A 25,661-nucleotide genomic window follows, 5' to 3' on the forward strand; every position below is an offset into this window, starting at 1 on the left:
CCGCTACGGCTAAGCGGCGTCGTGGAAGCCTCCACACTGACCCCGGTGTTCGGTAGGGCGGTGGCAGCGGACGCCGTTGTCGAGTGGGGTGTCGCACCAGACTCGGTGGCGGAGGAACTGGACGTCCTCTTCGCTCAGCGTCGTCTCGCCGAAGTCGATGGTGGTGAGGTGACCGAGGGAGTCGCGGAGGGCGACCGCGAGGGCGGTGGCATCGTCCAGGGTGGTCAGCCTGGTGGGCAGGTGGATGATCCAGAATGGTGCGCTCATCGTGTCTTCCGGTGGTGAGTGGTGTCCGTGTGGTGGCCGATGCTCTGTCGGGACTGCCATTGGCGTAGTGCCTGGCGGATGCGTTCGGCTTCGGTGGTGGCGGTGGTGAGTTCGCGGCGTAGGCGCTCCATCTCGTCGGCGAGTCGGTCGAGGTAGGCGTACACCTGGGCGGGGTCGAGGCCGCGTCGACGGGTGTCGAAGGTGGCCGCGCGGACCTGTTGGGGGAGCGGTCGCTCTCCGGTTTTGTAGATCATGGGCGTGACGTCTCCTGCTCGGCGAGCATCGTCTGGATGTCGTGGTCGGTGAGGCCGCGCTCGGCGAGCACCCGGCGGCCCCAGCGGTGTAGCCGGCACGGATGTGGTGCCCGGTCGTTGCGGCAGCGCGGTCCGTCGGGTTGTTGCTCGGCGGCGTGCACCCGGACGGCTCGGAGCGCGAAGGTGACGTCCTCGGCGGTGACGTACGGCGGGAGCGGGATCTCGCCGAGGCTTTCGTCGATCGAATCCACGGGCCGGTCCTCCCTCTGCTGATTGGTGACGTGCCGGGGCGGACGCCGGGATGAGGTTTTGGGGAAGGCGTCCGCCCCGGTCGTGACCGGCGAAAGGGGGTTCGACCGGTTATCTACGATCGTCATTTCGCTATTGGCTACGCGCAATCATCTGCGGGAGAATGCGGCCCAAGGGATGAGGTGCCTTACGCGACAACAGCGAGGGAGATGACGTGGACGACCCGGGAAGCACCGTCCCGCGTAGGCAACTCGGTAGGTATTTGAGAGAGCTTCGGGAAAGCGCGCACGTGACGGCGGTCGCGGCGGCCAAGGAACTGGAGTGGTCGGCGCCGCGCGTCTGGCGGTACGAGACCGGTCAGGTCCCGATGCACCCGAACGACGTGGAGGCCATGTGCCGGTTGTACGGCGCGACGCCGGAGACCATCCAGACCATGCGGGCCCTGGCCAGGGAGACCAAGGCGCACGGTTGGTGGCACAGCTACGGCAAGGCGATCGAAGACTGGTTCAAGGTGTACGTCGGCCTGGAAGCCGCCGCGACCAGGATCCGGAAGTACGAGGCGAACCTGGTGCCTGGCCTGTTGCAGACCGTCGAGTACACGCGCGAGCTGATCACCTTCGACCACCCTGATCTGAGCGAGGCGGAACGGCAGGCCAGGGTAGACGTCCGGCTGCGTCGGCAGCGGCTGCTGGCGCGGGCGGTGCCTCGGGCGCCGTACTACGACGTGATTCTCAACGAGGCGGTGCTCCGTCGGCCGCTGCGTGACCCGGCCGCGATGGCCCGGCAGCTTGACGCTCTGGTGGTGGCCGGTGGGCAGCACAACATCACCATTCGGGTGTTGCCGCTGCGGGCCGGGCTTTTCCGCTTGGCATTTGCGGGCACCTTCACGGTGCTCGACTTTCCGACCGACGTGCGGGAGCCGGAGCCGACCACCGTCTACATGGACGGTCCGTGCGGGGCGGTCTACCTCGACAAGCCGCACGAGATTCAGACCTACGAGGACGCCTGGCGTTCGCTCGGCGAGCGGACACTCGGCGTCGATGACTCCCGTGAGCTGATCACGGCGATTGCGAAGGAGATGAACCATGAAACGTGACGGAGTGTGGCGCACGTCGTCCCGGTCCGGTGGCAGCGGCGAATGCGTCGAGGTGGCGGGGTTCGCTGACGCGGTCGGCGTACGCGACAGCGTCTGCGTACGCGACAGCAAGGACCGGCAGGGCGCGGAGCTGGCCTTCGACGCGACGAGCTGGACCCGGTTCGTCGCCGCCACCCGCGCGGGCCGCTTCGACACCCACGCCTGAGCGCCATCGCCGAGGGCCTGGACGGCGCGACTACTGCCTGGTCGACGTGAACGGTTCCGTTGCCGACCTCGACGTGCACCGGTTCCGGTGCCGCCCCGGACGCGCTCGACGTGCGCCGGTTCCGGTGCCGCCCCGGACGCGCCCGACATGAACGGTTCCGGTGCCGTCCTCGACGGGTCCGCACCGGAACCGCACGGCTCCTTGATCTTCCCGATCCGAGTCGTCGACCGCACCCGGCTCCTAGCCGGCCCCGGACCGAACTCGGCCGCTGAGCCGACCGCCGACCACACTTCGCCGAACACCCGCGGAGCCCCCCAAAGCGGCCAGCTCCGGTCCCGGCGCGAACCCGCTCCACGCACCGCACCCGCCACGGACCCGCCCATGATCACGCTCGATCCCGGATCGCGTGGTATCTGGGTGCACGGGAAGCCCTCGATCCTGCATCGAGCGCGATCGTGCCGCCGGTTGCGGCACCCCGCCACCACCTGGGTCGATCATGGAGTTGAGCACGCCATAGAAGCTGTAATTCGGCGCGAAGCGTCGCCGACAACTCCATGATCGCGTGCCACCACGGCTTCGTGAGCGCTGGACCTCTGATCGCCGGGCTCGCCCGAGGCGGTCGGGGGTGAGGTGGGTAGATCTGTTGTCGTCCCAGCGACAACAGATCTACCCACCGCCCCTTCGCGGACGAGTTTCCTCGTCGTCGGCACGCCGGCAGGCAGCGCGCCCACAACACGCCCGGCGGGCGGTTCGGGCGTCGGACGGTCGAGCGCCGGCGGATCGTCGGCGGTCGGACAGATCGTGCGATCGCGTGCGGTGCGGGCTGCGATGGCGGGCCTGTGCGATGGCGTGCGGTGCGGGCTGCGATGGCGGGCCTGTGCGATGGCGTGCGGTGCGGGCTGCGATGGCGGGCCTGTGTGTTGGCGTGCGGTGCGGGCTGCGGTGGTCCGGCCGGGTCGAGCGGCGGGAGGTGTTCCTCCGGCGCACGTGTTAACAAGGGACCCCTGCTCTACCGGAGGCGTTAATAAGGTGCCCTTCCTTGCACCAAGGCGGCGTGGTGAACAATGGCGACGTGACCTCCCCCCGCGATCTTGTGCTGTTGGGTTGTACCGGGTCGATCGGTACCCAGGCCATCGACATCGTGCGGCGAAATCCTGACCGGTTCCGGGTGGTGGCGCTCGGTGCCGGTGGCGGCAACGTCGCGCTGCTCGCCGCGCAGGCTCTCGAACTCGGTGTCGAGGCGGTCGGGGTGGCGAAGGCGTCCGCCGCGCAGGATCTTCAGCTCGCGTTCTATGCCGAGGCGAGTCGACGGGGCTGGGCCAGCGGCGACTTCAAGCTTCCCAAGATCGTGGCCGGGCCGGACGCGATGAGTGAGTTGGCGCAGTGGCCGTGCGACGTCGTGCTCAACGGGGTGGTGGGGTCGCTGGGGCTCGCGCCGACGCTGGCCGCGCTGCGCGCCGGGCGTACGCTCGCGCTGGCGAACAAGGAGTCCCTGGTCGCCGGCGGCTCGTTGGTCAAGGCGGCGGTGACGCGGCCGGAGCAGATCGTGCCGGTGGACTCGGAGCACTCGGCGCTGGCGCAGTGTCTGCGCGGTGGCAGTCGGGGTGAGGTGCGGCGGCTGGTGGTCACGGCCAGTGGCGGGCCGTTCCGGGGGAAGCGGCGCGACGAGTTGACGGCGGTGACGCCGGAGCAGGCGCTCGCGCACCCGACCTGGAACATGGGGCCGGTGGTCACGATCAACTCGGCGACCATGGTCAACAAGGCGCTGGAGGTGATCGAGGCGCACGAGCTGTTCGACGTGCCGTATGCCGACATCACCGTGATGGTGCACCCGCAGTCGGTGATCCACTCGATGGTCGAGTTCGTGGACGGCTCGACGTTGGCCCAGGCCAGTCCGCCGGACATGCGGCTGCCGATCGCGCTGGGTCTGGGCTGGCCGGATCGGGTGGCCGACGCCGCCGCAGCCGTCGACTGGACCACGGCGCACACCTGGGAGTTCACGCCGCTGGACGACGAGGCGTTCCCGGCGGTGGCGCTGGCCAAGGCGGCCGGCGAGACGGGGCGCTGCCGGCCGGCGATCTACAACGCGGCCAACGAGGAGTGCGTCGCGGCGTTCGTCGCCGGGCGACTGCCGTTCCTCGGCATCGTGGACACGCTACAGCGGGTGTTGGAGGACGCTCCCGATTTCGACGAACCGGGTACCGTCGAGGACGTACTCGAAGCCGAGTCGTGGGCGCGCGGGCACGCGCAGGAGATCATCGCTGCTGCGGTGGAAGGAGCTTGATGTCGTTCGCGTTCGGGGTGGTGCTGTTCGCCCTCGGCATCCTCATCTCGGTGAGCCTGCACGAGGCGGGCCACATGATCACCGCCAAGGCCTTCGGGATGAAGGTCACCCGCTACTTCGTCGGTTTCGGCCCCACCATCTTCTCCTTCAAGAGGGGCGAGACCGAGTACGGCCTCAAGGGCATTCCGCTCGGCGGCTTCTGCAAGATCGTCGGCATGACGCCGCAGGACGACGACGTCGAGCCCGGTGACGAGAAGCGCGTGATGTGGCGCTACCCGGTGTGGAAGCGCACGATCGTGATGTCCGCCGGCTCGATCACCCACTTCGGGTTGGCGATCTTCGCGGCCTGGCTGGCGGCGATGACGTTCGGCCTGCCCAACCCCAACTTCCCGAGCACCGAGGAGCAGATCCGCGCCGAGCCGGCGGTGATCGCGATCCAGGAGTGCGTCCTGCCGGACACCACCTACCGGGTCTGCGAACCCGGTGACGCGCCGAGCCCGGCCGGTGCGGGTGGATTGCAGAACGGCGACCGGATCACCTCGATCAACGGCACCCCGATCAACAGCTACGGCGACCTGCTGACCACCCTGCGCACCACCACTCCGGGGAGCACCGCCACCCTCGGGTACGTCCGCGACGGTCAGCCCGGCACCGCCGAGACCACCCTGGCCACCACCAAGCGCCCGCCGATCGACGACCCGAACGGGCCGGTCACCGAGGTCTCCGCGCTCGGTGTGGGCCTGGTCGTCTCGACTCCCGGCCTGGTCTCCCACGGCCCGATCGACGCGATCGGTGCGACCAGCACCTTCATCGGTGACATGGCGGTCGCCACCGCGCAGGCGTTGCAGCGGCTCCCAGAGAAGATCCCCGCCCTGTGGACCGCCATCACCGGCGGCGAGCGGGACATGGACACCCCGATCAGCGTGGTCGGCGCCAGCATCCTCGGTGGCGAGGCGGTGGCCAACGACGCCTGGGAACTGTTCATCATGCTGTTCATCTCGTTGAACTTCTTCATCGGGGTGTTCAACCTGTTGCCGCTGCTGCCGCTGGACGGTGGGCACATCGCCATCGCCTGGTTCGAACGCGTCCGTTCCTGGGTGTACGCGCTGCTGCGCAAGCCCGACCCGGGCCGCGTCGACTACTTCAAACTGATGCCCGTCACGTACGCGGTGATCCTGATCGGTGGCGCGTTCACGCTGCTCACGATCACTGCGGACGTCGTCAACCCGATCTCGATCTTCTCAAGGTGAGTGCTTGAAGTGACCGCTGTCAGTCTCGGTATGCCCGCCGTGCCGCCGCCACCGCTCGCGCCCCGACGGGCGAGCCGTCAGATCATGGTCGGCTCGGTGCCGGTCGGTGGTGGGGCACCGGTCTCCGTGCAGTCGATGACCACCACGCTCACCTCCGACGTCAACGCGACCCTCCAGCAGATCGCCGAGCTGACCGCCTCCGGCTGCCAGATCGTCCGGGTGGCGGTGCCCAGCCAGGACGACGTGGAGGCGTTGCCGGCGATCGCGCGCAAGTCGCAGATCCCGGTGATCGCCGACATCCACTTCCAGCCGAAGTACGTCTTCGCCGCGATCGACGCCGGGTGCGCGGCGGTGCGGGTGAACCCGGGCAACATCCGGCAGTTCGACGACAAGGTCGCCGAGATCGCCGCAGCGGCCTCCGCTGCCGGTACGCCCATCCGGATCGGCGTCAACGCCGGCTCGTTGGACAAGCGTCTGCTGACCAAGTACGGCAAGGCCACCGCGGAGGCGCTCGTCGAGTCGGCGCTCTGGGAGTGCTCGCTGTTCGAGGAGCACGGCTTCCGGGACATCAAGATCTCGGTCAAGCACAACGACCCGGTGGTGATGATCCGGGCCTACCGGCAGCTCGCCGAGCAGTGCGACTACCCGCTGCACCTGGGCGTGACCGAGGCCGGTCCGGCGTTCCAGGGCACCATCAAGTCGGCGGTCGCCTTCGGGGCGCTGCTGGCCGAGGGGATCGGCGACACCATCCGGGTGTCGCTCTCCGCGCCGCCGGTCGAGGAGATCAAGGTCGGCGCGCAGATCCTGGAGTCGCTGGGGTTGCGTGAGCGCGGCCTGGAGATCGTCTCCTGCCCGTCCTGCGGCCGGGCCCAGGTGGACGTCTACAAGCTGGCCGAGGAGGTCACCGCCGGGCTGGAGGGCCTGCCGGTGCCGCTGCGGGTCGCCGTGATGGGGTGCGTGGTGAACGGCCCCGGTGAGGCCCGCGAGGCCGACCTGGGTGTCGCCTCCGGCAACGGCAAGGGGCAGATCTTCGTCAAGGGCCAGGTCATCAAGACCGTGCCCGAGGGGCAGATCGTGGAGACCCTGATCGAGGAGGCCCTACGGCTGGCCGACGAGATGGGTGCCGAGCTGCCCGAGGAACTGCGCGGCCTGTTGCCCGGCGCCACCGTCAGCGTGCACTGACCCATAGCGACACCGAGGGGCGGCCACCTTCGGGTGGCCGCCCCTCGGTGCGTCCGGCACGTGCCCCACCACCGCCCAGGGGCTGCATTGCCGCATGTCGCGCCACCCGCCCCCGTGCCCCAGGCCAAGATCACGCTCGGTCCGGGATCGAGTGGTCTCGTCGCGCCGCTGAAGCCACTCGATCCGGGATCGAGCGCGATCTTGGCTTGGTGCGCCGACCCACGGCACCGTCAGCGGGCACCGACTCTCGGCAGCGTCGGCGTGTGCTGACTCGCGGCAGCGGCGGGCGTCCGCTGACCTGCGGCACCTTCGGGCGTGCGCGACGGTGGAAACCCCGACCATCTCGGGGCTGCGTTCGGCGAGCAGGGCGCTGACTCGCGGCGCCGTCGGGCTGCCCGGCGCATTCGCACAGGCATCCGAGAACGCTGGCACGAGGGCGGTCACCCACAACCAGGGTGGCCGCCCTCGGCGCGTCCGGCGAACTGTGCGCCGAATCGCCCGACACGTTGCCGCACGTCGCGACGCGGCACGTGTCGCCGCGTCGCCATGCCGCGTCGCCATGCCGCGTCGCCATGCCGCGTCGCCATGCCGCGTCGCCATGCCGCGTCGCCATGCCGTGATGCCACCCAAGGTCGCGCTCGATCCTGGATCGAGTGGCTTCACAGGCACGACGAGACCACTCGATCCTGGATCGAGCAAGATCTTGGGAGGGGCCCCGAGGCCAGGAGCGGGTGGCGGGCCCGGGGTGTGCCGGTGCTGCTCGTCGGTGGGGCCGAGAGGGGAGCCTCCCGGGCGACCGGCGGGCGGTGGGGCCGAGAGAGAGCCCGACGGGGCGGACGATGGGTGGTGGGGCTGAGAGGAAGCCCGACGGGGCGGACGATGGGTGGTGGGGCTGAGAGAAAGCCCGACGGGGCGGACGATGGGCGGTGGGGCCGAGAGGGGAGCCTCCCGGGGGCGTCGGTGTGGGCGAGCGATGAGGGCGGGGAGCACGCGCCCTGCAACACGAGACCGACCACGTCGCCGGCCGCCTCACGCCAGCGGACGGGCGGTGGATCCGCCCGGGAGGGAGCCTCCCGGGCCCCAGTGCGGGAAAGCGACGAGGTCGGGGACCGCCGCGGCCGACGAGGTCGGGGACCGCGGCGGCCGACGAGGCGGTGGATCCGCGTCGGGCGAGGGGGCGGTGGATCCGCGTCGGGCGAGGGGGTCACTCGGATTCGGCGAGGATGGCGTACAGCTTGCGGCGGGTCTCGTCGAGCACCTGGGCTGCTCGCTCGCGCTGGTCGTCCGTACCGGTCGCCATGACCTGGCGCAGCGCGTTCATGGCCTGCGCGCCAGCGTCCCGGATGTCGTGCCAACTGTTGATCGTGTCCTCGGCGACCTCCGCCCAGGGGGGCGTCTGGGCCGCCGTCTCGGCCTCGGGTCGACCCTGTTCGGTGAGGGTGAACCGCTTGCGGCCGCCGCCGGACTCCTCGGTGGCGACGATGACTCCCTCGTCCTCCAGGAGTTGGAGCGTCGGGTAGATCGAGCCGGGGCTGGGTCGCCAGCCGCCCCCGGTGCGGGAGTCGATCTCCTGGATCATCTCGTAGCCGTGCATCGGCCGCTCGGTGAGCAGCGCGAGCACCGCGCCACGGACGTTCGGGCGGCGTCCCCGACCCCGTCCGCGTCCGCCCCGGCCGTGACCGTGCCCGCCGTGCGGGAAGGGCGGACCGGGCGGGAAGGGCGGGAAGCCGAATCCGCGCATCCGGGCCTCGTGCAGGGCGTGCGCCCGTCGGTGGAACCTCATCAGACTGTCTCCTTCGTAGAACTGTCGCTGATACGTTGACGATATATCGGAAACACATCGGCGACAAGTCGTCCGAGGAGCGGTGGGGAGTTTTGCGACACGCCGTCCGGTAGCGGGTTGTCCAGCCGTCGAGCACCGGTCACTGTCCGCCACCGCGCTCCGGACGCATCTGGCAGGCTGTAAGCGTGTTGACGGCGCCGGTGCGGCAACTGGGGGAGTCGGAACGTCGCGCGGTCGAACGGTTGCTCGACTCCGACCCGTACGCGAGCGCGCAGGTCGCGGAGCGGGTCGCCGCGCGCGGACTGGCGTGGTGGCGGGCCGAGGGCCGGGTACTCGGCTACGGCTCCCGCCGCCATCTCGAATCGGTCTGCTGGCTCGGCGGCAACCTCACCCCGGTCCTCGCCTCGTCGCAGGCCGTGGCCGCCTTCGCCGAGCTGCTCGCGGGCGAGGAGCGGCTCTGCTCCTCGATCGTCGGGCGCGCCGACGCGGTCCTCGAACTGTGGGACCAGCTCGCCGGCACCTGGGGGCCGGCCCGCGACGTCCGTCCCAACCAGCCGCTGCTGGCCACCGAGGCGATGCCCGAGGTCCGCGCCGATCCGCAGCTACGCCTGGTCCGCGGCAGCGAGATCGACCTGCTCTTCCCGGCCGCGGTGGCGATGTACACCGAGGAGGTGGGCGTCTCGCCGCTGGCCGAGGACGGTGGGCGCGGGTACCGCCGTCGGGTCACCGAGATGATCCGCTCCGGCCGGGCGTACGCCCGCTTCGTCGACGGCCGGGTGGTCTTCAAGGCCGAACTCGCGGTCGTCACCCGGCGCACCGCGCAGGTCCAGGGGGTCTGGGTGGCGCCGGAGTGGCGGGGCCGGGGAATCGCCACGGCGGCGATGGCGGCGGTGGTCCGCGACGCGCTGGCCCGGGTCGCGCCGACCGTCAGCCTGTACGTCAACGACTTCAACCTGCCCGCCCGGCGGGTCTACGAACGCTGCGGATTCCGGCCCGTCGGCACCCTCGCCACCGTGCTCTTCTGAGCCTCGGCCTGTCGCCGCCACCCGGGTCTGCCCCCGGCGAAAATGCGTTGAGCTGCGCGGGCGCGCGACGCAGGCTGGAACCTCCGCCACCAAACCGGAGGAACCGACCCATGCGCCTGCTCCGTGATCTGTGGGTCACCTCGTCCCGCCGGATGACCCTGGTGGTGGTCCTGATCGTGCTCGGCGGGATCGGGCAGGCGGGCACCGCCGCGCTCGCCGGTCCGGTGCTGGTGAACCGCTCCTTCGGGTTCTTCGTGCTGCTCGCGGTGGCCCTGGTCGTGATGGTCGCCAGCGATCTGGTGGTCAGCCTGGTGATGGCCGGGGTGACCGCCGACTGGGCCGCCGACCTGCGACGCCGGCTGTGCCGGGTGGCGATGGGCCAGCCGATTCCCGCCCTGGAGACCACGCCGGTCGGCGAGATGCTCGACCGCATCGACGGCGACGTGTACGACGTCGCCTCCGGCGTACGCGGTCCCGGGGTGCGCCTGGCCCAGTCGCTGGCGGTGGGACTGCTCTCCACGCTGGTCGCGATCACCGTCTGGTGGCCGGCCGGGATCGGCATGCTGCTGCTCTGCGTCCTGCTCGCGGTCACCATGCGCCGTCCGGCGAGCCGGATCGCCCCGGCCCGGATGCACGAGGAGGCGGCCTGGTCGGACCTGGCGGCGGTGATGGAGGAGTCCATCCACGGCCAGGACGACGTACGCACCAGCCTGGCCCGCCCGTACGTGCTGCGGCTGTACGCCGCCCGAGCGGCCGAGGTGCTGCGGCGCGGCTGGCGGGTGTGGCGGTTGTCCGCACAGGTCAACACCGTGGCCGCCGGGGTGACCCGGGTCGGTGTCGCGCTGGTCGTGCTCGGTGGGGTGTGGGCGCTGACCACCGGTCGGGTCGACTCCGCCCGACTGACCGCGATCTGGCTGCTCGCCCTCTCGCTGGGGATGACCGTCGAGCATGTCAGCCGGATGGTGCCCGAGGTGCAGTACGCCCTCGGCGCGTGGGGCCGGGTACGACTGCTCCAGGCCGCCGCGCAGGAACCCGTCGGCGGCGCCGCCCCGGTCGACGGTGACCTGGTCATCCGCGATCTGACCTTCCACTATCCGGCCGCCGACGCCGACCGGGGCCCGGCGTTGCGCGAGGTCGACCTGACCTTCGCCCGAGGCCGCTCGTACGCGCTGGTGGGACGGACCGGCTCGGGCAAGTCGACGCTGGCCAAGCTGCTCACCCGGGCGGTGGACGTACCACCCGGAACGGTGCTGCTCGGCGGGCGCGACGTGCTCGACCTCGACGTCGACCTGCTGCGCCGGTGGATCGCCGTGGTGCCGCAACGCACCGAGATCCTCGCCGGCACGCTCGCCGAGAACGTCGCCTTGTTCGACCCCGAGCTGCTCGACGCCGCCGCGCGGGCCCTGCACGAGCTGGGCCTGGCCGGGTGGATCGCCGAACTGCCCGCCGGGCTGGAGACCCGGCTCGGTGAGGGCGGACACGTGCTCTCCGCCGGGCAGGAGCAGCTCGTCGCGTTCGCCCGCATCCTGGTCCGCGACCCGCACGTGGTGATCCTCGACGAGGCCACCGCCCGGCTCGACCCGGTCACCGAGGCGCGGGTGCAGCAGGCCACCGAACGGCTGCTGCGGGACCGGATCGGCATCGTCATCGCGCACCGGCTCTCCTCGGTGCGGCAGTGCGACGAGGTGGTGGTGCTTGCCGACGGCGCGGTGGTCGAGGCCGCCCCGCTGGCCCGGTCGCGTCGCTTCGCCGAACTCCTCGCCGCCGGTGACGCCGACCTGCTCGCCGACTCGGGCGCCGACACCGCCGACACCGCCGACGCGGCCGACCTGCTGGCCGACCCGGGCGCCGACCGCCTCCGTGGCGAACCGGCACTGGTCGGCGTCACCGGTGCGGTCACGGAGGGCCATCGCTTCACCGGGTCGTCCGGGCTGACCGCCGTGGTGGATCCCGCGCCCGTCGTCGGACCCGAGCCGGTCGCGCCGACCGACGGCCGGGAGATCACCGCCCGGGAGGTCGGTGGACGCGAGCCGGCCCGTACCACCACCGTCGCCGACGAGCCCGTCCCGGCCGCCACCGAGGGACCCGACCGGGCCGGCGACCGGAAGCCGGCGTCCCGGGCGCGGACCCTGCGGGAGATCTTCCGGCTCTGTCTCAACGACCCCCGGTACGGCGCCGCCGCGGTGGGCATCTTCGCCGTGCTGGCCGTCCTGAGCCTGGACGGCCCGATCCTGGCCTGGCTCTGGGCGGACGTGGTCGACGGCACCGGCGACCCGTGGTTGCCCGCGCTGGGCATCGCGGCCGGACTGGTCCTCGCCATCCCCGCGCACTACTGGACGCACCTGTGGTTCCCGGCCTGGTGGGTCCGGCAGATGCTGCGGATCAGCGCCCGCCTGGTGTACGGCCAGACCGGCCCGCGCCGGGTCAGCCGGCACACCCCGGCCGAGGTGGTGGCCCAGGGCGGCGACACCGAGCGGGTGGTGCAGCTCGCCGACAACGTGCTGGACCAGACCGTCGGCGTGATCCTGCTGGTCAGCATGACCCTGATCACCGGCAGCGTGGTGCCGGGGCTGTTCTTCCTCGGCACGATGGTGCTCTCCGGCTTCGCCGCCACGGCGTTCGGTCCCCGGCTGGAACGCGCGGCGCGGGAGACCGTCACCGCCCGGGCCGCGTTCGCCACCGCGTTGGTCTCTGCGCTGTCCGCCGCCCGCACCGTGAAACTCGCCGGGGCGACCCGGCCGGTGCTGACCCACCTCGCCGACCTGGACACGGTGCGCAGTGACCGGCAGCGCCGGGAGATCGCCGTGCAGGTCTGGGCCCGCTCCACCCCGTCGATGGCCAGCGGCCTGCTGCCGATCGCGGTGTGGGCGCTGTTCCTGGCGGGCACGATCTCCGCCGGGGCGGCACTGGTCTCGGTCGCCACGCTGGGCGCGGCGCGCTGGTTCGCTTGGACCACCGCCTCGCTGATCTCCCAGGTGCCCTCGGCGCGGGTCTGGACGCGGCGGACGGCGGAGATGACCGGCATCGAGGCGTACTCGGCGCGGGTGCCCGGGATGGACCTGGTGGCCGGTACGGCACCCGCCCCGGCGGTGACTCCGCGTACCCCGTTGCGGCGGCTGGAACTGGTCGGCTTCGGCGTACGGCACACCGACGGCACGGTCGCCGTACGCGACGTCGACCTGACCGTGGCACGCGGACAGCTGGTGCTGGTGGTGGGCCCGGTCGGGGCGGGCAAGTCCTCGCTGCTGCGCGCCCTGGCCGGAATCGCCCCGCACACCGGGTCGATGACCTGGAACGGGGAGCCGGTGACCGAGCCGGAGCTGTTCCTGCGCCCGAACCAGGTCGGCTACGTCGGCCAGTTGCCCCGGGTGCTCTCCGGCACCGTCGCCGACAACATCACCCTGGGTCACCCGGTGGATCCGGCGCACGCGGTGGCGACCGCCCAGCTCGAACACGACCTGGCCGCCACCGGCGGCGGCCTCGGGCTGCTCATCGGGCACAAGGGCACCCGGCTCTCCGGCGGGCAGTTGCAGCGCCTGGCGTTGGCCCGGGCGCTGGCACCGCGTACCGAACTGCTGGTCGCCGACGACGTGTCGTCCGCCCTGGACGTCACCACCGAGTTGGCGCTCTGGCAGGCGTTGCGCGAACGCGGTGTGACCGTGGTCGGTTCCACCTCCAAGCGGGCCGCGCTGGTGCGGGCCGACCACGTGGTGGTGCTCGTCGACGGTGCGGTGCGGGCGCAGGGGTCGTGGCGCGACCTGGCGCCGCGCTGGGGCCACCTGGCCGGTTGATCCGGCACGGCCGCGCCGGATCAACCGGCCCGAGGGGGCGGCGGCCGGGTCAGAGTGCCCGGCGGTACTGGGGCGGCCAGTCCGCGTCGGCGCCCAGTTCGGTGGCGGCCCGGCGCGGCCAGTACGGGTCGCGCAGCAGTTCCCGGCCGAGCAGCACCAGGTCGGCCGCACCGTCGGCGACGATCGCCTCGGCCTGCGCGGGGTCGACGATCAGGCCGACCGCGCCGGTGGGTACCCGCGCCTCGCGGCGGATCCGGGCGGCGGCCGGCACCTGGTAGCCGGGGCCCACCGGGATGGCGGCGTTCGGTGCGGCGCCGCCGGAGGAGCAGTCGACCAGGTCCACCCCGGCCGCGGCCAATTCGGTGGCGAGCACCACGCTGTCGTCGACGGTCCAGCCGCCGTCGACCCAGTCGGTGGCCGAGATGCGGGCCAGCACCGGCACGTCCGGACCGACGGCGGCCCGCACCGCGCGGACGACCTCCAGGGTCAGCCGCATCCGCCCGGCCCGGTCCCCGCCCCAGTCGTCGGTGCGCCGGTTGGTCAGCGGGGAGAGGAACTCGTGCAGCAGGTAGCCGTGCGCCGCGTGCACCTCGACGGCGGCGAAGCCCGCCTCCAGCGCGCGGGCGGCGGCGGTCGCGAACGCCTCGACGACCCCGGCGATCCCGGTCGGGTCCAGCGCGGTCGGCTCCCGATACTCGGGCACGAAGGGCTCGGCGGTCGGCCCGACCGGCGTCCAGCCGCCCTCCGCGTCGGGCACGCCACCGCGCTGCGGCGCCCACGGCCGGTACGTCGACGCCTTGATCCCGGCGTGCGCGAGCTGCACGACCGGCACCGCGCCGTGCGCGGTCAGGAAGCGGGTCACCGGACGCCAGGCGTCGACGTGCCGACCGGACCAGAGCCCGGTGTCCTGCGGGCTGATCCGCCCTTCCGGCACCACGGCGGTCGCCTCGGTCATCACCAGTCCGGCACCGCCCACGGCACGGGTGCCGAGGTGCACCAGGTGCCAGTCGGTGGGCAGGCCGTCGGGCCCGGCACTGTACTGGCACATCGGCGCCATCGCGATGCGGTTCGGCAGGGTCACGGTGCGCAGCGCAAGGGGCGTGAACAACGAACTCATCGCGCCATCCTCTCCCGGCCGTCGGGCGCGCGACCCGGGCGCGGGCTGTGGGGTCGGGCACTCCCGCGCCGGTCAGCTCCGGTCGGGCCGTCTGCCGGAGGCCAGGGTGAGGGCGGTGGTCAGACCCCAGAGGACGGCGACCGCCAGCAGCAGCCGCTCCAGCACGCCGACCAGCGAGCCCCGCCCGACGAACAGCATGGCGGCGGCCACGGCCCCGGCGAGCGGCAACGCGACCACCGCCGCGATCACGGCTGGCCGACGCAGCCGCCGGTCGGCCTGCGGGGCGAGGGCGATGGCGATCATCGCGAACACCACCGCTGCGGTCGCGGCGACGCTCGCCCCACCGTGCACCAGATCCGCCACGGTGGCTGGTTCGAACGGCGGCAGCGGGCAGCCGGCGCTACAGGTCACCGCCCCGGACAGCAGCGTGCACAGGGCACCCGCGACGAGCAGCGCCACCGCGCCGGGCAGCGTCGCCACCTGCCGCAGCACTGCCGCGCCCCGGTGTCCCGCGAGCCGCCGCACCACGGCCACGCCCGGGTGCTCCGCCCGCGCCGGGTCCGGGTGCACGAGCCGCGCCGGGTCCGGGCGCGCCATCCGCGCCGGATCGGGCCGCCGGTCCTCGTCGTGCAGCGACACCGCGAGCAGCAGCAGCGCCGTGGCCAGGGAGAACACCCCGATCCGGTACGTCCACGCGTACCCGCTCTCGGCCACACCGGCCTCGCTGACGTAACCGGTCAGGCCCGGTCCCGGACCGGCGACCACGGCGAGGACCACCAGGGCCGTCCCGGTGACCACGCCCAGCGCGGCACCCGCCGCCGCGACCCCGCCCCGTCCCGACGCCCGGCGGTACGCCGTCGACGGCTCAGTCACGTCCGTGCGGAGTCGTCCAGCCGTGCAGGTCCGGACCGAGCGGCACCACCCCGGTCGGGTTGATCTGGTGGTGGGTCGCGTAGTAGTGCCGCTTGATGTGGTCGAAGTCCACGGTCTCGCCGAAACCCGGGGTCTGGAACAGGTCCCGCGCGTACGCCCACAGCACCGGCATCTCGGTCAGCTTCTGCCGGTTGCACTTGAAGTGCCCGTGGTACGCCACGTCGAAGCGGACCAGTGTGGTGAACAGGCGTACGTCCGCCTCGGTGATCGTGTCGCCCATCAGGTACCGCCGGTCGGTCAGCCGCTGCGACAACGCGTCCAGCCGGTCGAACAGCGCCCGGTACGCCTCGTCGTACGCCTCCTGGGAGGTGGCGAAGCCGCACCGGTAGACGCCGTTGTTGACGTCCCGGTGGATCTCCGCCATCACCGCGTCCAGCTCCGGGCGCAGCGTCACCGGGTACAGGTCCGGTGCGTCCGGTGCGTGCAACCGTCGCCACTCGGTGGACAGGTCCAGGGTGAGCTGCGGATAGTCGTTGGTGACCACCCGGCCGGTGAGCGTGTCCACCAGCGCGGGCACGGTGACCCGGCCGGAGTAGTCGGCGTCGGTCGCCAGGTACGCCTCGGACAGGTGACCGATGCCCAGCACCGGGTCGAAGCCGTCCTGGTCGAGCGTGAACCGCCAGCCCCGGTCGTCCCGGATCGGGTCGACGGTGCCCAGCGAGATGGCGTCGCCGAGCCCGAGCAGGTTCCGCACGATCAACGCCCGGTGCGCCCACGGGCAGGCGCGGCACCAGATCAGCCGGTAGCGGCCCGCCTCCAACGGCCAACGGTCCTGCGCGTCCGGCCCAGCGCCGGGCGGCGAGGTGGAGTGCGGGGTGACCCGCCCGGTGAACCGGTTGGGCTGCCGGACGAACGCGCCCGCGTCACTGGTCTCCGCGCGGAACTGGGGTCGGGCCATGCCGACAACCTATCGGGATACGCCGGGGATATCCTGGCCGCCGGACGTCCGGCGGGACCCGACGGGCGGCCGGTGCCCGCCCTTCCCACCCCCGAAGGACTCGCGATGACCGTGGCTTACCTGGTGGCCGGTGTACGTACCCCGATCGGCCGCTACGCCGGTGCCCTGGCCGGCGTACGCCCCGACGACCTGGCCGCGCACGTGATCCGTGAGCTGGTGGCCCGCCACCCGGCGGTGGACTGGGCGCGTACCGACGACGTGATCCTGGGCTGCGCCAACCAGGCCGGCGAGGACAACCGCAACGTGGCCCGGATGGCCGCCCTGCTCGGCGGGCTGCCCGAGCAGGTGTCCGGCACCACGATCAACCGACTCTGCGGCTCCGGCCTCGACGCGCTGGCCACCGCCGCCCGCGCGGTCATCGCCGGTGAGGCCGACCTGGTGGTCGCGGGCGGCGTCGAGAGCATGAGCCGGGCCCCGTTCGTGATGCCGAAGGCGACCACCGCCTACTCCCGGGCCGCCGAGGTCCACGACACCACCATCGGTTGGCGACTGGTCAACCCGCTGATGCGGCAGGGCTGGGGCGTCGACTCGATGCCGGAGACCGCGGAGAACGTGGCCGAAGAATACGGCGTGGACCGGTCCGCGCAGGACGAGTTCGCGTACCGGTCGCAGGCGCGGGCCGCAAAGGCGCAGGCCGACGGGCGGCTGGCCGAGGAGATCGTGCCGGTGACCGTGCCGGCCGGGCGGCGCGAGACGCGGCTGGTGGAGGTCGACGAGCACCCCCGGCAGACCTCGCTGGAGAAGCTGGCCGCCCTGCCCACCCCGTTCCGCGAGGGCGGCACGGTGACCGCGGGCAACTCGTCCGGCGTCAACGACGGCGCGGTGGCGCTGCTGGTCGCCTCGGAGGCGGCGGTCGCCGCGTATGGCCTGACCCCGCTGGCCCGGGTCTCCGGTGCGGCGGCGGCCGGTGTGCCGCCCCGGACCATGGGCGTCGGCCCGGTCCCGGCGACCCGGCGGCTGCTGGACCGGCGCGGGTTGGCGCTGGCCGACCTCGACGTGATCGAGCTGAACGAGGCGTTCGCCGCGCAGGCCGTCGCGGTGCTGCGCGAGCTGGGCCTGCCCGAGGACGCCGAGCACGTCAACCCGAACGGCGGGGCCATCGCGCTGGGGCACCCGCTCGGCGCCAGCGGCGCCCGGCTGGCGCTCACCGCCGCGCTGGAACTGCGCCGTCGGGGTGGTCGGCGGGCCCTGGCCACCATGTGCGTCGGCGTCGGGCAGGGCATCTCGCTGCTGCTGGAAGCGGCCTGACCGGCGGCGTCGGCAGGCGCGGTGCGGCGCGTACGGGAAAGGTGTTCGTGGATCTCCCTCGGGCGTGACCGACCGGCCTAGAGTGGTCAGCATCACGCGACGAGCTGAGGTGCCAGTGCAGACCCCCGACGGACTCCCCTCCGAGATCGACCTCTCGCGGCCCAGCGCGGCCCGGGTGTACGACTACTTCCTGGGCGGCGCTCACAACTTCGAGATCGACCGTCGGCTGGCCGAGCAGATCGCCGCCACCACACCCCACCTGCCGGCGACCATGCGGGCCGGTCGGGAGTTCCTGCGCCGGGCCGTACGCGTGCTGCTCGACGCCGGCATCGACCAGTTCCTCGACATCGGCTCCGGCATCCCCACCGTCGGCAACGTGCACGAGGTGGCCCGGGCCGCGAACCCGAAGGCCCGGGTGGTCTACGTCGACATCGACCCGGTGGCGGTGGCGCACAGCCGGGAACTGCTGGCCGGCGACGAGTTGACCGGCGTGCTGCACGGCGACCTGCGCGACCCGGAGCGGCTCCTGGCCGACGCCCGGGCGTTGCGGCTGCTCGACTTCGACCGCCCGCTGGGCGTGCTGCTCGCCGGCGTGGTGCACTTCGTGCCGGACGCCGACCGTCCCGCCGAGGTCCTGGCCACCCTGCGGGCCGCCGCCGCGCCCGGCAGTCACCTTGTCCTCTCGCACTCCACCTTCGAGGACCAGCCGCCGGAGATGTTGGACGCGCAACGACTGTCGGCGCGGACCGCCACCGAGATCACGCTGCGCTCGCGGGCCGAGATCACCGGCTTCTTCGGTGACTGGACGCTGCTCCCGCCCGGCGTGGTGCACATGGAGCTGTGGCGTCCCGACGCACCGTCCGAGGTGGCCGCGAACCCGCAACGGTTCGGCGCGTTCGGCGGCGTCGCCCGGAACGACCGGTCCGCCGGCTGACCTGATGTCCGCCGTCGGCGACTCCGGCGGGAACGCCGTGGACCAGACCGGTGCCCAGCGGTACGCGGCCGACTGGGCCCGTGCCGTACGCGGGTTCGGGTTCGTGCCGTTGAGCCCGGCCGAGACCGAGCGGCTGCTGCTCGGGCACACTGTGCGGCTGGCCCGTGCGCTGCTGCACGGCGAACCGGTGACCCCGGCCGCCGAGGAGGTCGGGCGGGCCCTGGTGGCGGCCCACCTGATCGCGCCGGGGGTGATCGGCTGGGCGGTGCGTACCCTCGCGGTCCGGTTCCCCGCCGAGGTGCTGGGCGGCCGGGCAGACCGGCCCGACCTCGCCGACCGGGTCTCGGCGGCGCAGGCGGGCCTGGCCGCTGGGTTCGCCGGTGCGCTGCGCGACCGCACCTTTGCCCAGCAGGAGGGGATCGCACGCTCGGCGTGGCAGGCCCGGGACGACGTGGAGCGGGCGCTGCGCGACAGCGAGGCGCGGTTCCGGGCGGTCTTCAGCGGGGCGGCCATCGGCATCGGCATCGCCGGGATCGACGGCACGATCATCGACGTCAACCAGAGCTTCGCCGAGATGCTCGGCTACACCATCGAGGAACTGCGGCAGACCAACGTGTCCTCGCTCTTCCACGCCGACGACGCCGCCGGGATGTGGGAGCTGTACCAGGAGTTGATCGATGGCAAGCACGAGGCGGTCCGGGTCGAGAAGCGTTACTACCGCAAGGACGGCACCGCCGTCTGGACGGACCTGGCGGTCTCGCTGATCCGCCACGACGACGGCCGTCCACGGTTCACCGTCGCCGTGGTCGAGGACATCACCGAGCGGTACGAACTCCAGCAGCGGCTGCGGTTCCAGGCGCTGCACGACCCGCTCACCGGCCTGCCCAACCGGACGCTGTTCTTCGAGTCGCTCGGTCGGCTGGTGAACCGTACGCACCCGCCCGGCCGGGTCGGCGTCTGCTTCCTGGACCTGGACGGCTTCAAGGCGATCAACGACAGCCTGGGTCACGACCTCGGTGACCGGCTGCTCGTGCTGATCGCCCGTCGGCTGGCCGACTGCGTGGCCGATCGCGGCTACCTGGTCGCCCGGATGGGCGGCGACGAGTTCGTCATCCTGGTCGACGGCATCGCCCGGATCGAGGACGTGACCGCGGTGGCCGAGACGGTGCTGGCCGCCGTCGCCGCCCCGGTGCACATCGGTGACCAGCAACTCGCCGTGTCGGCGAGCATCGGCATTGTCGACTCGGACCTCGCCGGCACCAGCGCCACCGAGTTGATGAAGGCCGCCGACACCACGCTCTACTGGGCCAAGGGGGAGGGCCGGGGCCGGTGGGCGGTGTACGACCCGGAGCGCAGCGCCCGGGACATCGCCCGGTCGGCGCTCGCCGCCGAACTGCCCACCGCCCTGGACCGGGGCGAGTTCGTGCTGCACTACCAGCCGATCGTGTCCCTGCTGGACGGCCGGATGCTGGCCGTCGAGGCGCTGGTCCGCTGGCAGCACCCGGAGCTGGGCCTGGTCGGGCCGGACCGGTTCATCGGGCTGGCCGAGGAGACCGGCCTGATCGTCCGGCTCGGTGAGTGGGTGCTGCGGCAGTCCTGCCGGGACGCCCAGCGGTGGCACGCCGACTTCCCGGAGGCCCGGCTGGTGGTCAGCGTCAACCTGGCCGCCCGCCAGGCCGACGCCCCGGCGATCGTGGACACCGTGGCCGACGCCCTGGCCGAGAGCGGGCTCCCCGCCGAGCTGCTGCAACTGGAGCTGACCGAGAGCGCGGTGATGGGTTCCGCAGGCGAACCGCTGCGGACGCTGTACCGGCTCGCCGCGCTCGGCCTACGGCTGGCCGTGGACGACTTCGGCACCGGGTACTCGAACCTGGCGTACCTGCGCCGGTTGCCGATCACCTGCCTGAAGCTGGCCGGGCCGTTCGTGGAGGGTTTGCGGGGCGACGAGCCGTCCGCCGCCGACCACCGCGACGTGCGGATCGTGGACGCGTTGGTCCGGTTGGCCCACGCGCTGGAGCTCTGGGTGACCGCCGAGGCGGTGGAGACCGAGGCACAGGCCGAGCGGCTGCGGTCGCTGCGCTGTGACTCCGCGCAGGGCCGGCTCTTCGGCGCACCCGGCCCGGCGGAGGCGATCGTCGCCCGACTGCGCGCCGAGCCGTCATGAACGGAGAACGTGCCACTCGCGGTGGCGCGGCCCGGCGCGGCGGCCCGGTGGCGGTGCTGGGGCACGATCTCAGGCGACGTGGGCGAGACGAGCTGATGGGGAGTCGACGTGGATCTGACGGACACCAGCGGCGTGGTGTCGGTGGTCGCCGCCCTGGCCATCCTCGCCGGGCTGGCCGGGGTGGTGGTGCCCGGCCTGCCGGCGCTTCCGCTGTGCTGGGGCGGCGTGCTGGTGTGGGCACTGTTCGGCGGGGCCGGTGCCGGCCGGTGGTTGGTGCTCGCCGCCGCCACCCTGGTCGCGCTCGGCGGCACCGTGGTCAAGTACGCCTGGCCGGGCCGCAACCTCAAACGCGCCGGGGTACCCACCACCTCACTGCTCGCCGGTGCCGTACTCGGGCTGATCGGCTTCTTCGTGATCCCGGTCGTCGGACTGGTGATCGGTTTCGTCGGCGGCATCTTCGCGATGGAACGGCTGCGGTTGGGCGACACCCGGCTGGCCTGGCCGGCGACGAAGCAGGCGGTCGGCGCGGCCGGTTTGTCGATGCTGATCGAGTTCCTCTCCGGCATGGTGATCGGCGCGCTCTGGGTGACCGGCCTGGTCCTCACCTGAGCCGTCCGCCCGGCGCCGGCTCACCCGACCCGTCGGCCCTGCGTGGTGCTCGGCTGGGCCGTTTACCCAGCGCCGTGCTCACCTGAGTCGTCCGCCCAGCGCCGGGCGGCGGCGCGGTCGTGGTGGGTTCGTGGCGGGCCGGCGGTGGGTGCCGGGTGGCGGGGACGAGTCGATGGGCACGGCGGATGGGCGTACCGGTGAGAGAGAGGTGACTCGCCCCGCGCCACCGCGGCTGCCGGGCCGGCCGAGGGCCCGGCGGTGGTCCCGTTCCGGACCAGGTCACCGCCTCAGGATGCGTCCGGCCGGACCCGTCGGGCAACGCATTTACCCACCCGCCCGCCGGCGCATGTTAGGAAGGGACCCCTTTAATACTCCAGGCGTTAATAAGGGTCCCTTCCTTGCACCAAGGGCGGGGCGGTGGTTCGGTGATGCTCATGAAGAGAGCCCCGCTGACGCTGGAACAGTTGCGGGTCGCGGTCGCCGAGGGCGAGATCGACACGGTGGTCCTGGCCCTGGTCGACATGCAGGGCCGACTACAGGGCAAACGGTTCCACGCGCCGTACTTCCTCGACCAGGTCGTCGGGCACGGCAGCGAGGGCTGCGACTACCTGCTTGCGGTGGACGTCGACATGAACACCGTCGACGGATACGAGATGTCGAGCTGGTCGCGCGGCTACGGTGACCTGGCGATGACGCCGGACTTCGACACGCTGCGCCGGGTGCCGTGGCAGCCCGGCACAGCCCTGCTCCTGGCCGACCTGCACTGGCCCGGCGACAGCGGCCCGGTGACCGTCTCGCCCCGGCAGATCCTGCGTCGGCAACTGGACCGTCTGGCCGCGCACGGCCTGACCGCGTACGCGGGCACGGAGCTGGAGTTCGTGCTGTTCCGCGACTCGTACGAGCAGGCGTGGCAGCGCGGCTACCGGGAGCTGACCCCGGCCAACCAGTACAACGTGGACTACTCGTTGCTCGGCACCGCCCGGGTGGAGCCGCTGCTGCGGCGCATCCGCAACGAGATGGCCGGCGCGGGACTCACCCCGGAGAGCGCCAAGGGCGAGTGCAACCTCGGCCAGCACGAGATCGCCTTCCGGTACGACGAGGCGGTGCGCTGCGCCGACCACCACGTGATCTACAAGAACGGGGCAAAGGAGATCGCCGCCCAGGAGGGCATGTCGATCACGTTCATGGCCAAGCCGAACGCCCGGGAGGGCAACTCCTGCCACATCCACTTCTCGCTGCGGGACGCCTCCGGCGGGTCGGCGATGCTGGGCGACGGGCCGGGCCACCTGAGCGTCACGGGGCAGCGGGTGCTGGCCGGACTGCTCGCCACGATGCGCGAGTTCAGCCTCTTCTTCGCGCCGAACATCAACTCCTACAAGCGCTACCAGCCGGATTCCTTCGCCCCGACCGCGTTGCGCTGGGGCACCGACAACCGCACCTGCGCGCTGCGGGTGGTGGGCCACGGTCAGGGGATGCGGGTGGAGAACCGGGTGCCGGGGGCCGACGTCAACCCGTACCTGGCGATCGCGGCGCTGGTGGCGGGCGCGGTGCACGGTATCGAGCAGGAGTTGGAGCTGGGCGAGGAGTGCACCGGCAACGCGTACGACGACGCGGCGGCCGAACGCGTCCCCGGCACCCTCCGGGACGCGCTGACGCTCTGGGAGTCCTCCACCGTGGCCCGGACGGCCTTCGGTGACGACGTGGTGGCCCACTACACCAACATGGCCCGGGTCGAGCTGGCCGCCTTCGACGCGGCCGTCACCGACTGGGAACTCGCCCGTGGTTTCGAGCGCCTCTGACCGGCCGCCTGTCGTCCGGCAGGGCGACCCACGCGACTGTTCCGCTCGGCTGCACGCCGGAGTGCGCCGATCATGGAGTCGTGGCGCCTGACCTGTCCGCTTTCTCGGCTTTTGCGGGGGGCCACAACTCCATGATCGGCGCGGAGAGCACGGGCGTCGCGGAGAGCACGGGCGGCGCGGAGAGGCCGGGCGGCGTGGGGAGGGCGGACCGCGTGGAGAGGGCGGGCGGCGTGGAGAAGGCGGGCGGTGTGGGGAGGACGGGCGGCGGCGTGGACGGTGACGAGGGCGAGGGGAGTACGGGTGGGCGTGGGTGAGGTGCGGGATCCGGCCAGCGGGGCGGTGCTGCGCGAGGTCGTGGGAGCGTCGGCGGACGAGGTCGACGCGGCGGTGGCGCGGGCGGCGGTGGCGTACGAGCGGTGGCGGTGGATGGCGCCGGGGGAGCGGGCCCGGCTGTTGCGGCGGTTCGCGATGGTGGTGGACGCGCACGTGGAGGAGTTGGCCCGGCTGGAGGTCGAGAACGCCGGGCACACCATCGGCAACGCCCGCTGGGAGGCGGGCAACGTACGCGACGTGCTGGACTACTACGCGGGGGCGCCGGAGCGGCTGACCGGACGGCAGATCCCGGTCGCGGGCGGGTGGGATGTGACGTTCCACGAGCCGCTCGGCGTGGTCGGGGTGATCGTGCCGTGGAACTTCCCGATGCCGATCGCCGCCTGGGGGCTGGCTCCCGCGCTCGCCGCTGGGAACACGGTGGTGCTGAAACCCGCCGAGCTGACCCCGTTGACCGCGCTGCGCCTCGGCGAGCTGGCCCGGGAGGCGGGGCTGCCCGAGGACGTGTTCACGGTGTTGCCGGGGCGGGGCGACGTGGTGGGTGAACGCTTCGTCAGCCACCCGGCGGTACGCAAGATCTGCTTCACCGGGTCCACCGAGGTCGGCACCCGGATCATGGCCGGCTGCGCCGCCCAGGTGAAGCGGCTGACCCTGGAGTTGGGCGGCAAGTCGGCGAACCTGGTCTTCGCCGACGCCGACCTGGAGCAGGCGGCGGCAGCCGCCCCGGCCGGGGTCTTCGACAACGCCGGCCAGGACTGCTGCGCCCGCTCCCGGCTCCTGGTGCAGCGCCCGGTCTACGACCGCTTCCTGGAGTTGCTGGAGCCGGCGGTGCGGGCGTTCCGGGTACGCCACCCGGCCGACGAGGCCGCCGAGATGGGCCCGCTGATCTCCGCCGGGCACCGGGACCGGGTCGCCGGGTACGTCGACGGCGCGCGGGTCGCCTTCACCGGCTCCTGCCCGGACGGCCCCGGCTACTGGTACCCGCCGACCGTGCTGCTCGCCGACTCGCCGGCCGACCGGCACTGGCGCGAGGAGGTCTTCGGCCCGGTCGTCTCGGTGCTGCCGTTCGACGACGAGGCGGACGCGATCCGGCTGGCCAACGACACCGAGTACGGCCTCTCCGGCTCGGTCTGGACCCGTGACGTGGGTCGGGCGTTGCGGGTGGCGCGGGCGGTGGAGGCCGGCAACCTGAGCGTCAACTCGCACTCCTCGGTGCGCTACTGGACGCCGTTCGGCGGGATGAAGCGCTCCGGTCTCGGCCGCGAGCTGGGACCGGACGCCCTGCACGCGTTCACCGACGTCAAGAACGTCTTCATCAGCACGGAGGAGTGAGCGATGCAGCGGTTGCAGGACCGGGTGGCCGTGGTGACCGGCGCGGCCAGCGGGATCGGGCTGGCCACCGTACGCAGGCTGGCCGCCGAGGGGGCCAGGGTGGTGTGCGTCGACGTCGACACCGAGGGAGGTGCCCGGGCCGCCGAGGAGGTCGACGGGACCTTCGTCGCCGTCGACGTGACCGACGAGAGTGCCGTCCGTGACCTCTTCGACGGGGTGGTCGAGCGGTACGGGCGGGTGGACGTCTCGTTCCACAACGCCGGCATCTCGCCGCCGGACGACGACTCCATCCTGGAGACCGGGCTGGACGCCTGGGAGCGGGTGCTGCGGGTGAACACCACCAGCGTCTACCTGTGCTGCAAGTACGTCATCCCGCACATGCGCCGGCAGGGCCGGGGATCGATCATCAACACCGCCTCGTTCGTGGCGCTGATGGGTGCGGCGACGTCGCAGATCGCGTACACGGCGAGCAAGGGTGGGGTGCTGGCGTTGAGTCGGGAGCTGGGCGTGCAGTTCGCCCGGGAGGGCATCCGGGTCAACGCCCTGTGCCCCGGCCCGGTGGCCACGCCGCTGCTGCGGGAGCTGTTCGCGGCCGACCCGGAGCGGGCCGCGCGCCGGCTGGTGCACGTGCCGATGGGGCGGTTCGGCGAACCGACCGAGATCGCCGCGGCGGTGGCCTTCCTGGCCAGTGACGACTCCTCGTTCATGACGGCGGCGCAGTTCGTGGTCGACGGCGGGATCACCGGCGCGTATGTCACACCGCTGTGATGTTCCCGACACTTCCGGTGATCGATAGGGCGAATCGTATCGGTTGATCGACAAGTGTCGTGGGCTAATCAGCGCTGCGATCG

Annotated in this window: 21 protein-coding genes; 14 read left to right on the top strand and 7 right to left on the bottom strand. The window is 72.4% G+C overall.

The annotated features are described in order from the left end of the window. Positions 1 to 9 precede the first annotated feature (9 nt). Genes ABT008_RS05005 through ABT008_RS05015 form a run of 3 tightly spaced genes read right to left on the bottom strand, consistent with a single transcriptional unit; the run spans position 10 to position 772 of the window. A complete protein-coding gene (locus tag ABT008_RS05005) occupies positions 10 to 267 on the bottom strand; it encodes a hypothetical protein (RefSeq protein WP_350693715.1) in 258 nt (85 codons plus the stop codon). Then, positions 264 to 521 (bottom strand): DivIVA domain-containing protein, encoded by a 258-nt coding sequence (locus ABT008_RS05010; protein ID WP_350693717.1) that lies wholly within the window; start codon positions 519 to 521, stop codon positions 264 to 266. Before ABT008_RS05010 ends, ABT008_RS05005 begins: the two co-directional genes overlap by 4 nt. Beyond that, positions 518 to 772 carry a hypothetical protein gene (locus ABT008_RS05015; protein ID WP_350693718.1) on the bottom strand — a complete coding sequence of 85 codons (255 nt, stop codon included), beginning with the start codon at positions 770 to 772 and terminating at the stop codon, positions 518 to 520. Before ABT008_RS05015 ends, ABT008_RS05010 begins: the two co-directional genes overlap by 4 nt. 212 nt (positions 773 to 984) lie before the next feature. Here ABT008_RS05015 and ABT008_RS05020 point away from each other — a divergent pair, with 212 nt between their 5' ends. From ABT008_RS05020 to ispG, 5 genes are all read left to right on the top strand, one after another. Continuing rightward, positions 985 to 1,866, top strand: a complete 882-nt coding sequence (locus ABT008_RS05020; RefSeq protein ID WP_350693720.1) for a helix-turn-helix domain-containing protein — start codon at positions 985 to 987, stop codon at positions 1,864 to 1,866. Then, positions 1,856 to 2,071, top strand: a complete 216-nt coding sequence (locus ABT008_RS05025) for a DUF397 domain-containing protein (protein ID WP_502890340.1) — start codon at positions 1,856 to 1,858, stop codon at positions 2,069 to 2,071. Before ABT008_RS05020 ends, ABT008_RS05025 begins: the two co-directional genes overlap by 11 nt. Positions 2,072 to 3,143: 1,072 nt before the next feature. Beyond that, positions 3,144 to 4,355 (top strand): 1-deoxy-D-xylulose-5-phosphate reductoisomerase, encoded by a 1,212-nt coding sequence (dxr, locus tag ABT008_RS05030; RefSeq protein WP_350693722.1) that lies wholly within the window; start codon positions 3,144 to 3,146, stop codon positions 4,353 to 4,355. After that, positions 4,355 to 5,605: a M50 family metallopeptidase gene (locus tag ABT008_RS05035; protein ID WP_350693724.1), complete on the top strand. Its 1,251-nt coding sequence runs from the start codon at positions 4,355 to 4,357 to the stop codon at positions 5,603 to 5,605. The genes dxr and ABT008_RS05035 overlap by 1 nt, the downstream gene beginning before the upstream one ends. Positions 5,606 to 5,614: 9 nt before the next feature. Continuing rightward, the gene (gene ispG / locus ABT008_RS05040) at positions 5,615 to 6,787 is read left to right on the top strand and encodes a flavodoxin-dependent (E)-4-hydroxy-3-methylbut-2-enyl-diphosphate synthase (RefSeq protein ID WP_350693726.1); all 1,173 of its coding nucleotides are present in this window, start codon (positions 5,615 to 5,617) and stop codon (positions 6,785 to 6,787) included. 1,204 nt (positions 6,788 to 7,991) lie between these two features. On the opposite strand, the gene ABT008_RS05045 is transcribed toward ispG, so the two are convergent. Then, positions 7,992 to 8,570, bottom strand: a complete 579-nt coding sequence (locus ABT008_RS05045) for a PadR family transcriptional regulator (RefSeq protein WP_350693727.1) — start codon at positions 8,568 to 8,570, stop codon at positions 7,992 to 7,994. A gap of 185 nt (positions 8,571 to 8,755) precedes the next feature. On the opposite strand from ABT008_RS05045, the gene ABT008_RS05050 reads away from it, so the two are divergent. Together ABT008_RS05050 and ABT008_RS05055 are read left to right on the top strand one after the other, a co-directional pair. Next, the gene (locus tag ABT008_RS05050) at positions 8,756 to 9,595 is read left to right on the top strand and encodes a GNAT family N-acetyltransferase (protein WP_350693729.1); all 840 of its coding nucleotides are present in this window, start codon (positions 8,756 to 8,758) and stop codon (positions 9,593 to 9,595) included. 110 nt (positions 9,596 to 9,705) lie between these two features. Continuing rightward, on the top strand, positions 9,706 to 13,386 hold the full coding sequence (locus ABT008_RS05055; RefSeq protein WP_350693731.1) for an ATP-binding cassette domain-containing protein: 3,681 nt from the start codon (positions 9,706 to 9,708) through the stop codon (positions 13,384 to 13,386). Positions 13,387 to 13,435: 49 nt separating this feature from the next. Here ABT008_RS05055 and ABT008_RS05060 read toward each other — a convergent pair whose 3' ends face one another. From ABT008_RS05060 to ABT008_RS05070, 3 genes are all read right to left on the bottom strand, one after another. Beyond that, complete coding sequence (locus tag ABT008_RS05060; RefSeq protein WP_350693732.1) at positions 13,436 to 14,503, bottom strand: NADH:flavin oxidoreductase/NADH oxidase; 1,068 nt, start codon at positions 14,501 to 14,503, stop codon at positions 13,436 to 13,438. Positions 14,504 to 14,575: 72 nt separating this feature from the next. Then, complete coding sequence (locus tag ABT008_RS05065; protein WP_350693734.1) at positions 14,576 to 15,376, bottom strand: DUF998 domain-containing protein; 801 nt, start codon at positions 15,374 to 15,376, stop codon at positions 14,576 to 14,578. After that, positions 15,369 to 16,334, bottom strand: a complete 966-nt coding sequence (locus tag ABT008_RS05070; RefSeq protein WP_350693736.1) for a glutathione S-transferase family protein — start codon at positions 16,332 to 16,334, stop codon at positions 15,369 to 15,371. Before ABT008_RS05070 ends, ABT008_RS05065 begins: the two co-directional genes overlap by 8 nt. 105 nt (positions 16,335 to 16,439) lie before the next feature. On the opposite strand from ABT008_RS05070, the gene pcaF reads away from it, so the two are divergent. The 7 genes from pcaF to ABT008_RS05105 all read left to right on the top strand — a co-directional run bounded on the left by pcaF (position 16,440) and on the right by ABT008_RS05105 (position 25,578). Continuing rightward, positions 16,440 to 17,642, top strand: a complete 1,203-nt coding sequence (gene pcaF, locus ABT008_RS05075; protein WP_350693738.1) for a 3-oxoadipyl-CoA thiolase — start codon at positions 16,440 to 16,442, stop codon at positions 17,640 to 17,642. Between the two features lie 115 nt (positions 17,643 to 17,757). Further along, on the top strand, positions 17,758 to 18,576 hold the full coding sequence (locus ABT008_RS05080; RefSeq protein ID WP_350694074.1) for an SAM-dependent methyltransferase: 819 nt from the start codon (positions 17,758 to 17,760) through the stop codon (positions 18,574 to 18,576). Positions 18,577 to 18,580: 4 nt separating this feature from the next. Next, positions 18,581 to 20,740, top strand: coding sequence for a putative bifunctional diguanylate cyclase/phosphodiesterase (locus ABT008_RS05085; RefSeq protein WP_350693739.1), 2,160 nt, complete (start codon positions 18,581 to 18,583; stop codon positions 20,738 to 20,740). A gap of 108 nt (positions 20,741 to 20,848) precedes the next feature. Next, positions 20,849 to 21,349, top strand: coding sequence for a DUF456 domain-containing protein (locus tag ABT008_RS05090; RefSeq protein WP_350693740.1), 501 nt, complete (start codon positions 20,849 to 20,851; stop codon positions 21,347 to 21,349). A 434-nt stretch (positions 21,350 to 21,783) separates the two neighbouring features. Next, positions 21,784 to 23,148, top strand: a complete 1,365-nt coding sequence (locus tag ABT008_RS05095) for a glutamine synthetase family protein (protein WP_350694076.1) — start codon at positions 21,784 to 21,786, stop codon at positions 23,146 to 23,148. Between the two features lie 306 nt (positions 23,149 to 23,454). Further along, positions 23,455 to 24,810, top strand: coding sequence for an aldehyde dehydrogenase family protein (locus tag ABT008_RS05100; RefSeq protein WP_502890355.1), 1,356 nt, complete (start codon positions 23,455 to 23,457; stop codon positions 24,808 to 24,810). Between the two features lie 3 nt (positions 24,811 to 24,813). Next, complete coding sequence (locus ABT008_RS05105; RefSeq protein WP_350693743.1) at positions 24,814 to 25,578, top strand: 3-oxoacyl-ACP reductase; 765 nt, start codon at positions 24,814 to 24,816, stop codon at positions 25,576 to 25,578. Positions 25,579 to 25,661: the final 83 nt, after the last annotated feature.

Source organism: Micromonospora sp. NPDC002389 (genome assembly GCF_040296095.1).
In the GTDB taxonomy this organism is placed as follows: Bacteria; Actinomycetota; Actinomycetes; order Mycobacteriales; family Micromonosporaceae; genus Micromonospora.

Excerpts from the sequence above, each read along its gene's own strand:
- ABT008_RS05010 (WP_350693717.1), bottom strand. The coding sequence starts at position 521 with ATGATCTACAAAACCGGAGAGCGACCGCTCCCCCAACAGGTCCGCGCG.
- ABT008_RS05005 (WP_350693715.1), bottom strand. The coding sequence starts at position 267 with ATGAGCGCACCATTCTGGATCATCCACCTGCCCACCAGGCTGACCACC.
- ABT008_RS05035 (WP_350693724.1), top strand. The coding sequence starts at position 4,355 with ATGTCGTTCGCGTTCGGGGTGGTGCTGTTCGCCCTCGGCATCCTCATC.
- ABT008_RS05095 (WP_350694076.1), top strand. The coding sequence starts at position 21,784 with ATGAAGAGAGCCCCGCTGACGCTGGAACAGTTGCGGGTCGCGGTCGCC.
- pcaF (WP_350693738.1), top strand. The coding sequence starts at position 16,440 with ATGACCGTGGCTTACCTGGTGGCCGGTGTACGTACCCCGATCGGCCGC.
- ABT008_RS05105 (WP_350693743.1), top strand. The coding sequence starts at position 24,814 with ATGCAGCGGTTGCAGGACCGGGTGGCCGTGGTGACCGGCGCGGCCAGC.
- ABT008_RS05045 (WP_350693727.1), bottom strand. The coding sequence starts at position 8,570 with ATGAGGTTCCACCGACGGGCGCACGCCCTGCACGAGGCCCGGATGCGC.
- ABT008_RS05055 (WP_350693731.1), top strand. The coding sequence starts at position 9,706 with ATGCGCCTGCTCCGTGATCTGTGGGTCACCTCGTCCCGCCGGATGACC.
- ABT008_RS05070 (WP_350693736.1), bottom strand. The coding sequence starts at position 16,334 with ATGGCCCGACCCCAGTTCCGCGCGGAGACCAGTGACGCGGGCGCGTTC.
- ABT008_RS05025 (WP_502890340.1), top strand. The coding sequence starts at position 1,856 with ATGAAACGTGACGGAGTGTGGCGCACGTCGTCCCGGTCCGGTGGCAGC.
- ABT008_RS05085 (WP_350693739.1), top strand. The coding sequence starts at position 18,581 with ATGTCCGCCGTCGGCGACTCCGGCGGGAACGCCGTGGACCAGACCGGT.
- ABT008_RS05060 (WP_350693732.1), bottom strand. The coding sequence starts at position 14,503 with ATGAGTTCGTTGTTCACGCCCCTTGCGCTGCGCACCGTGACCCTGCCG.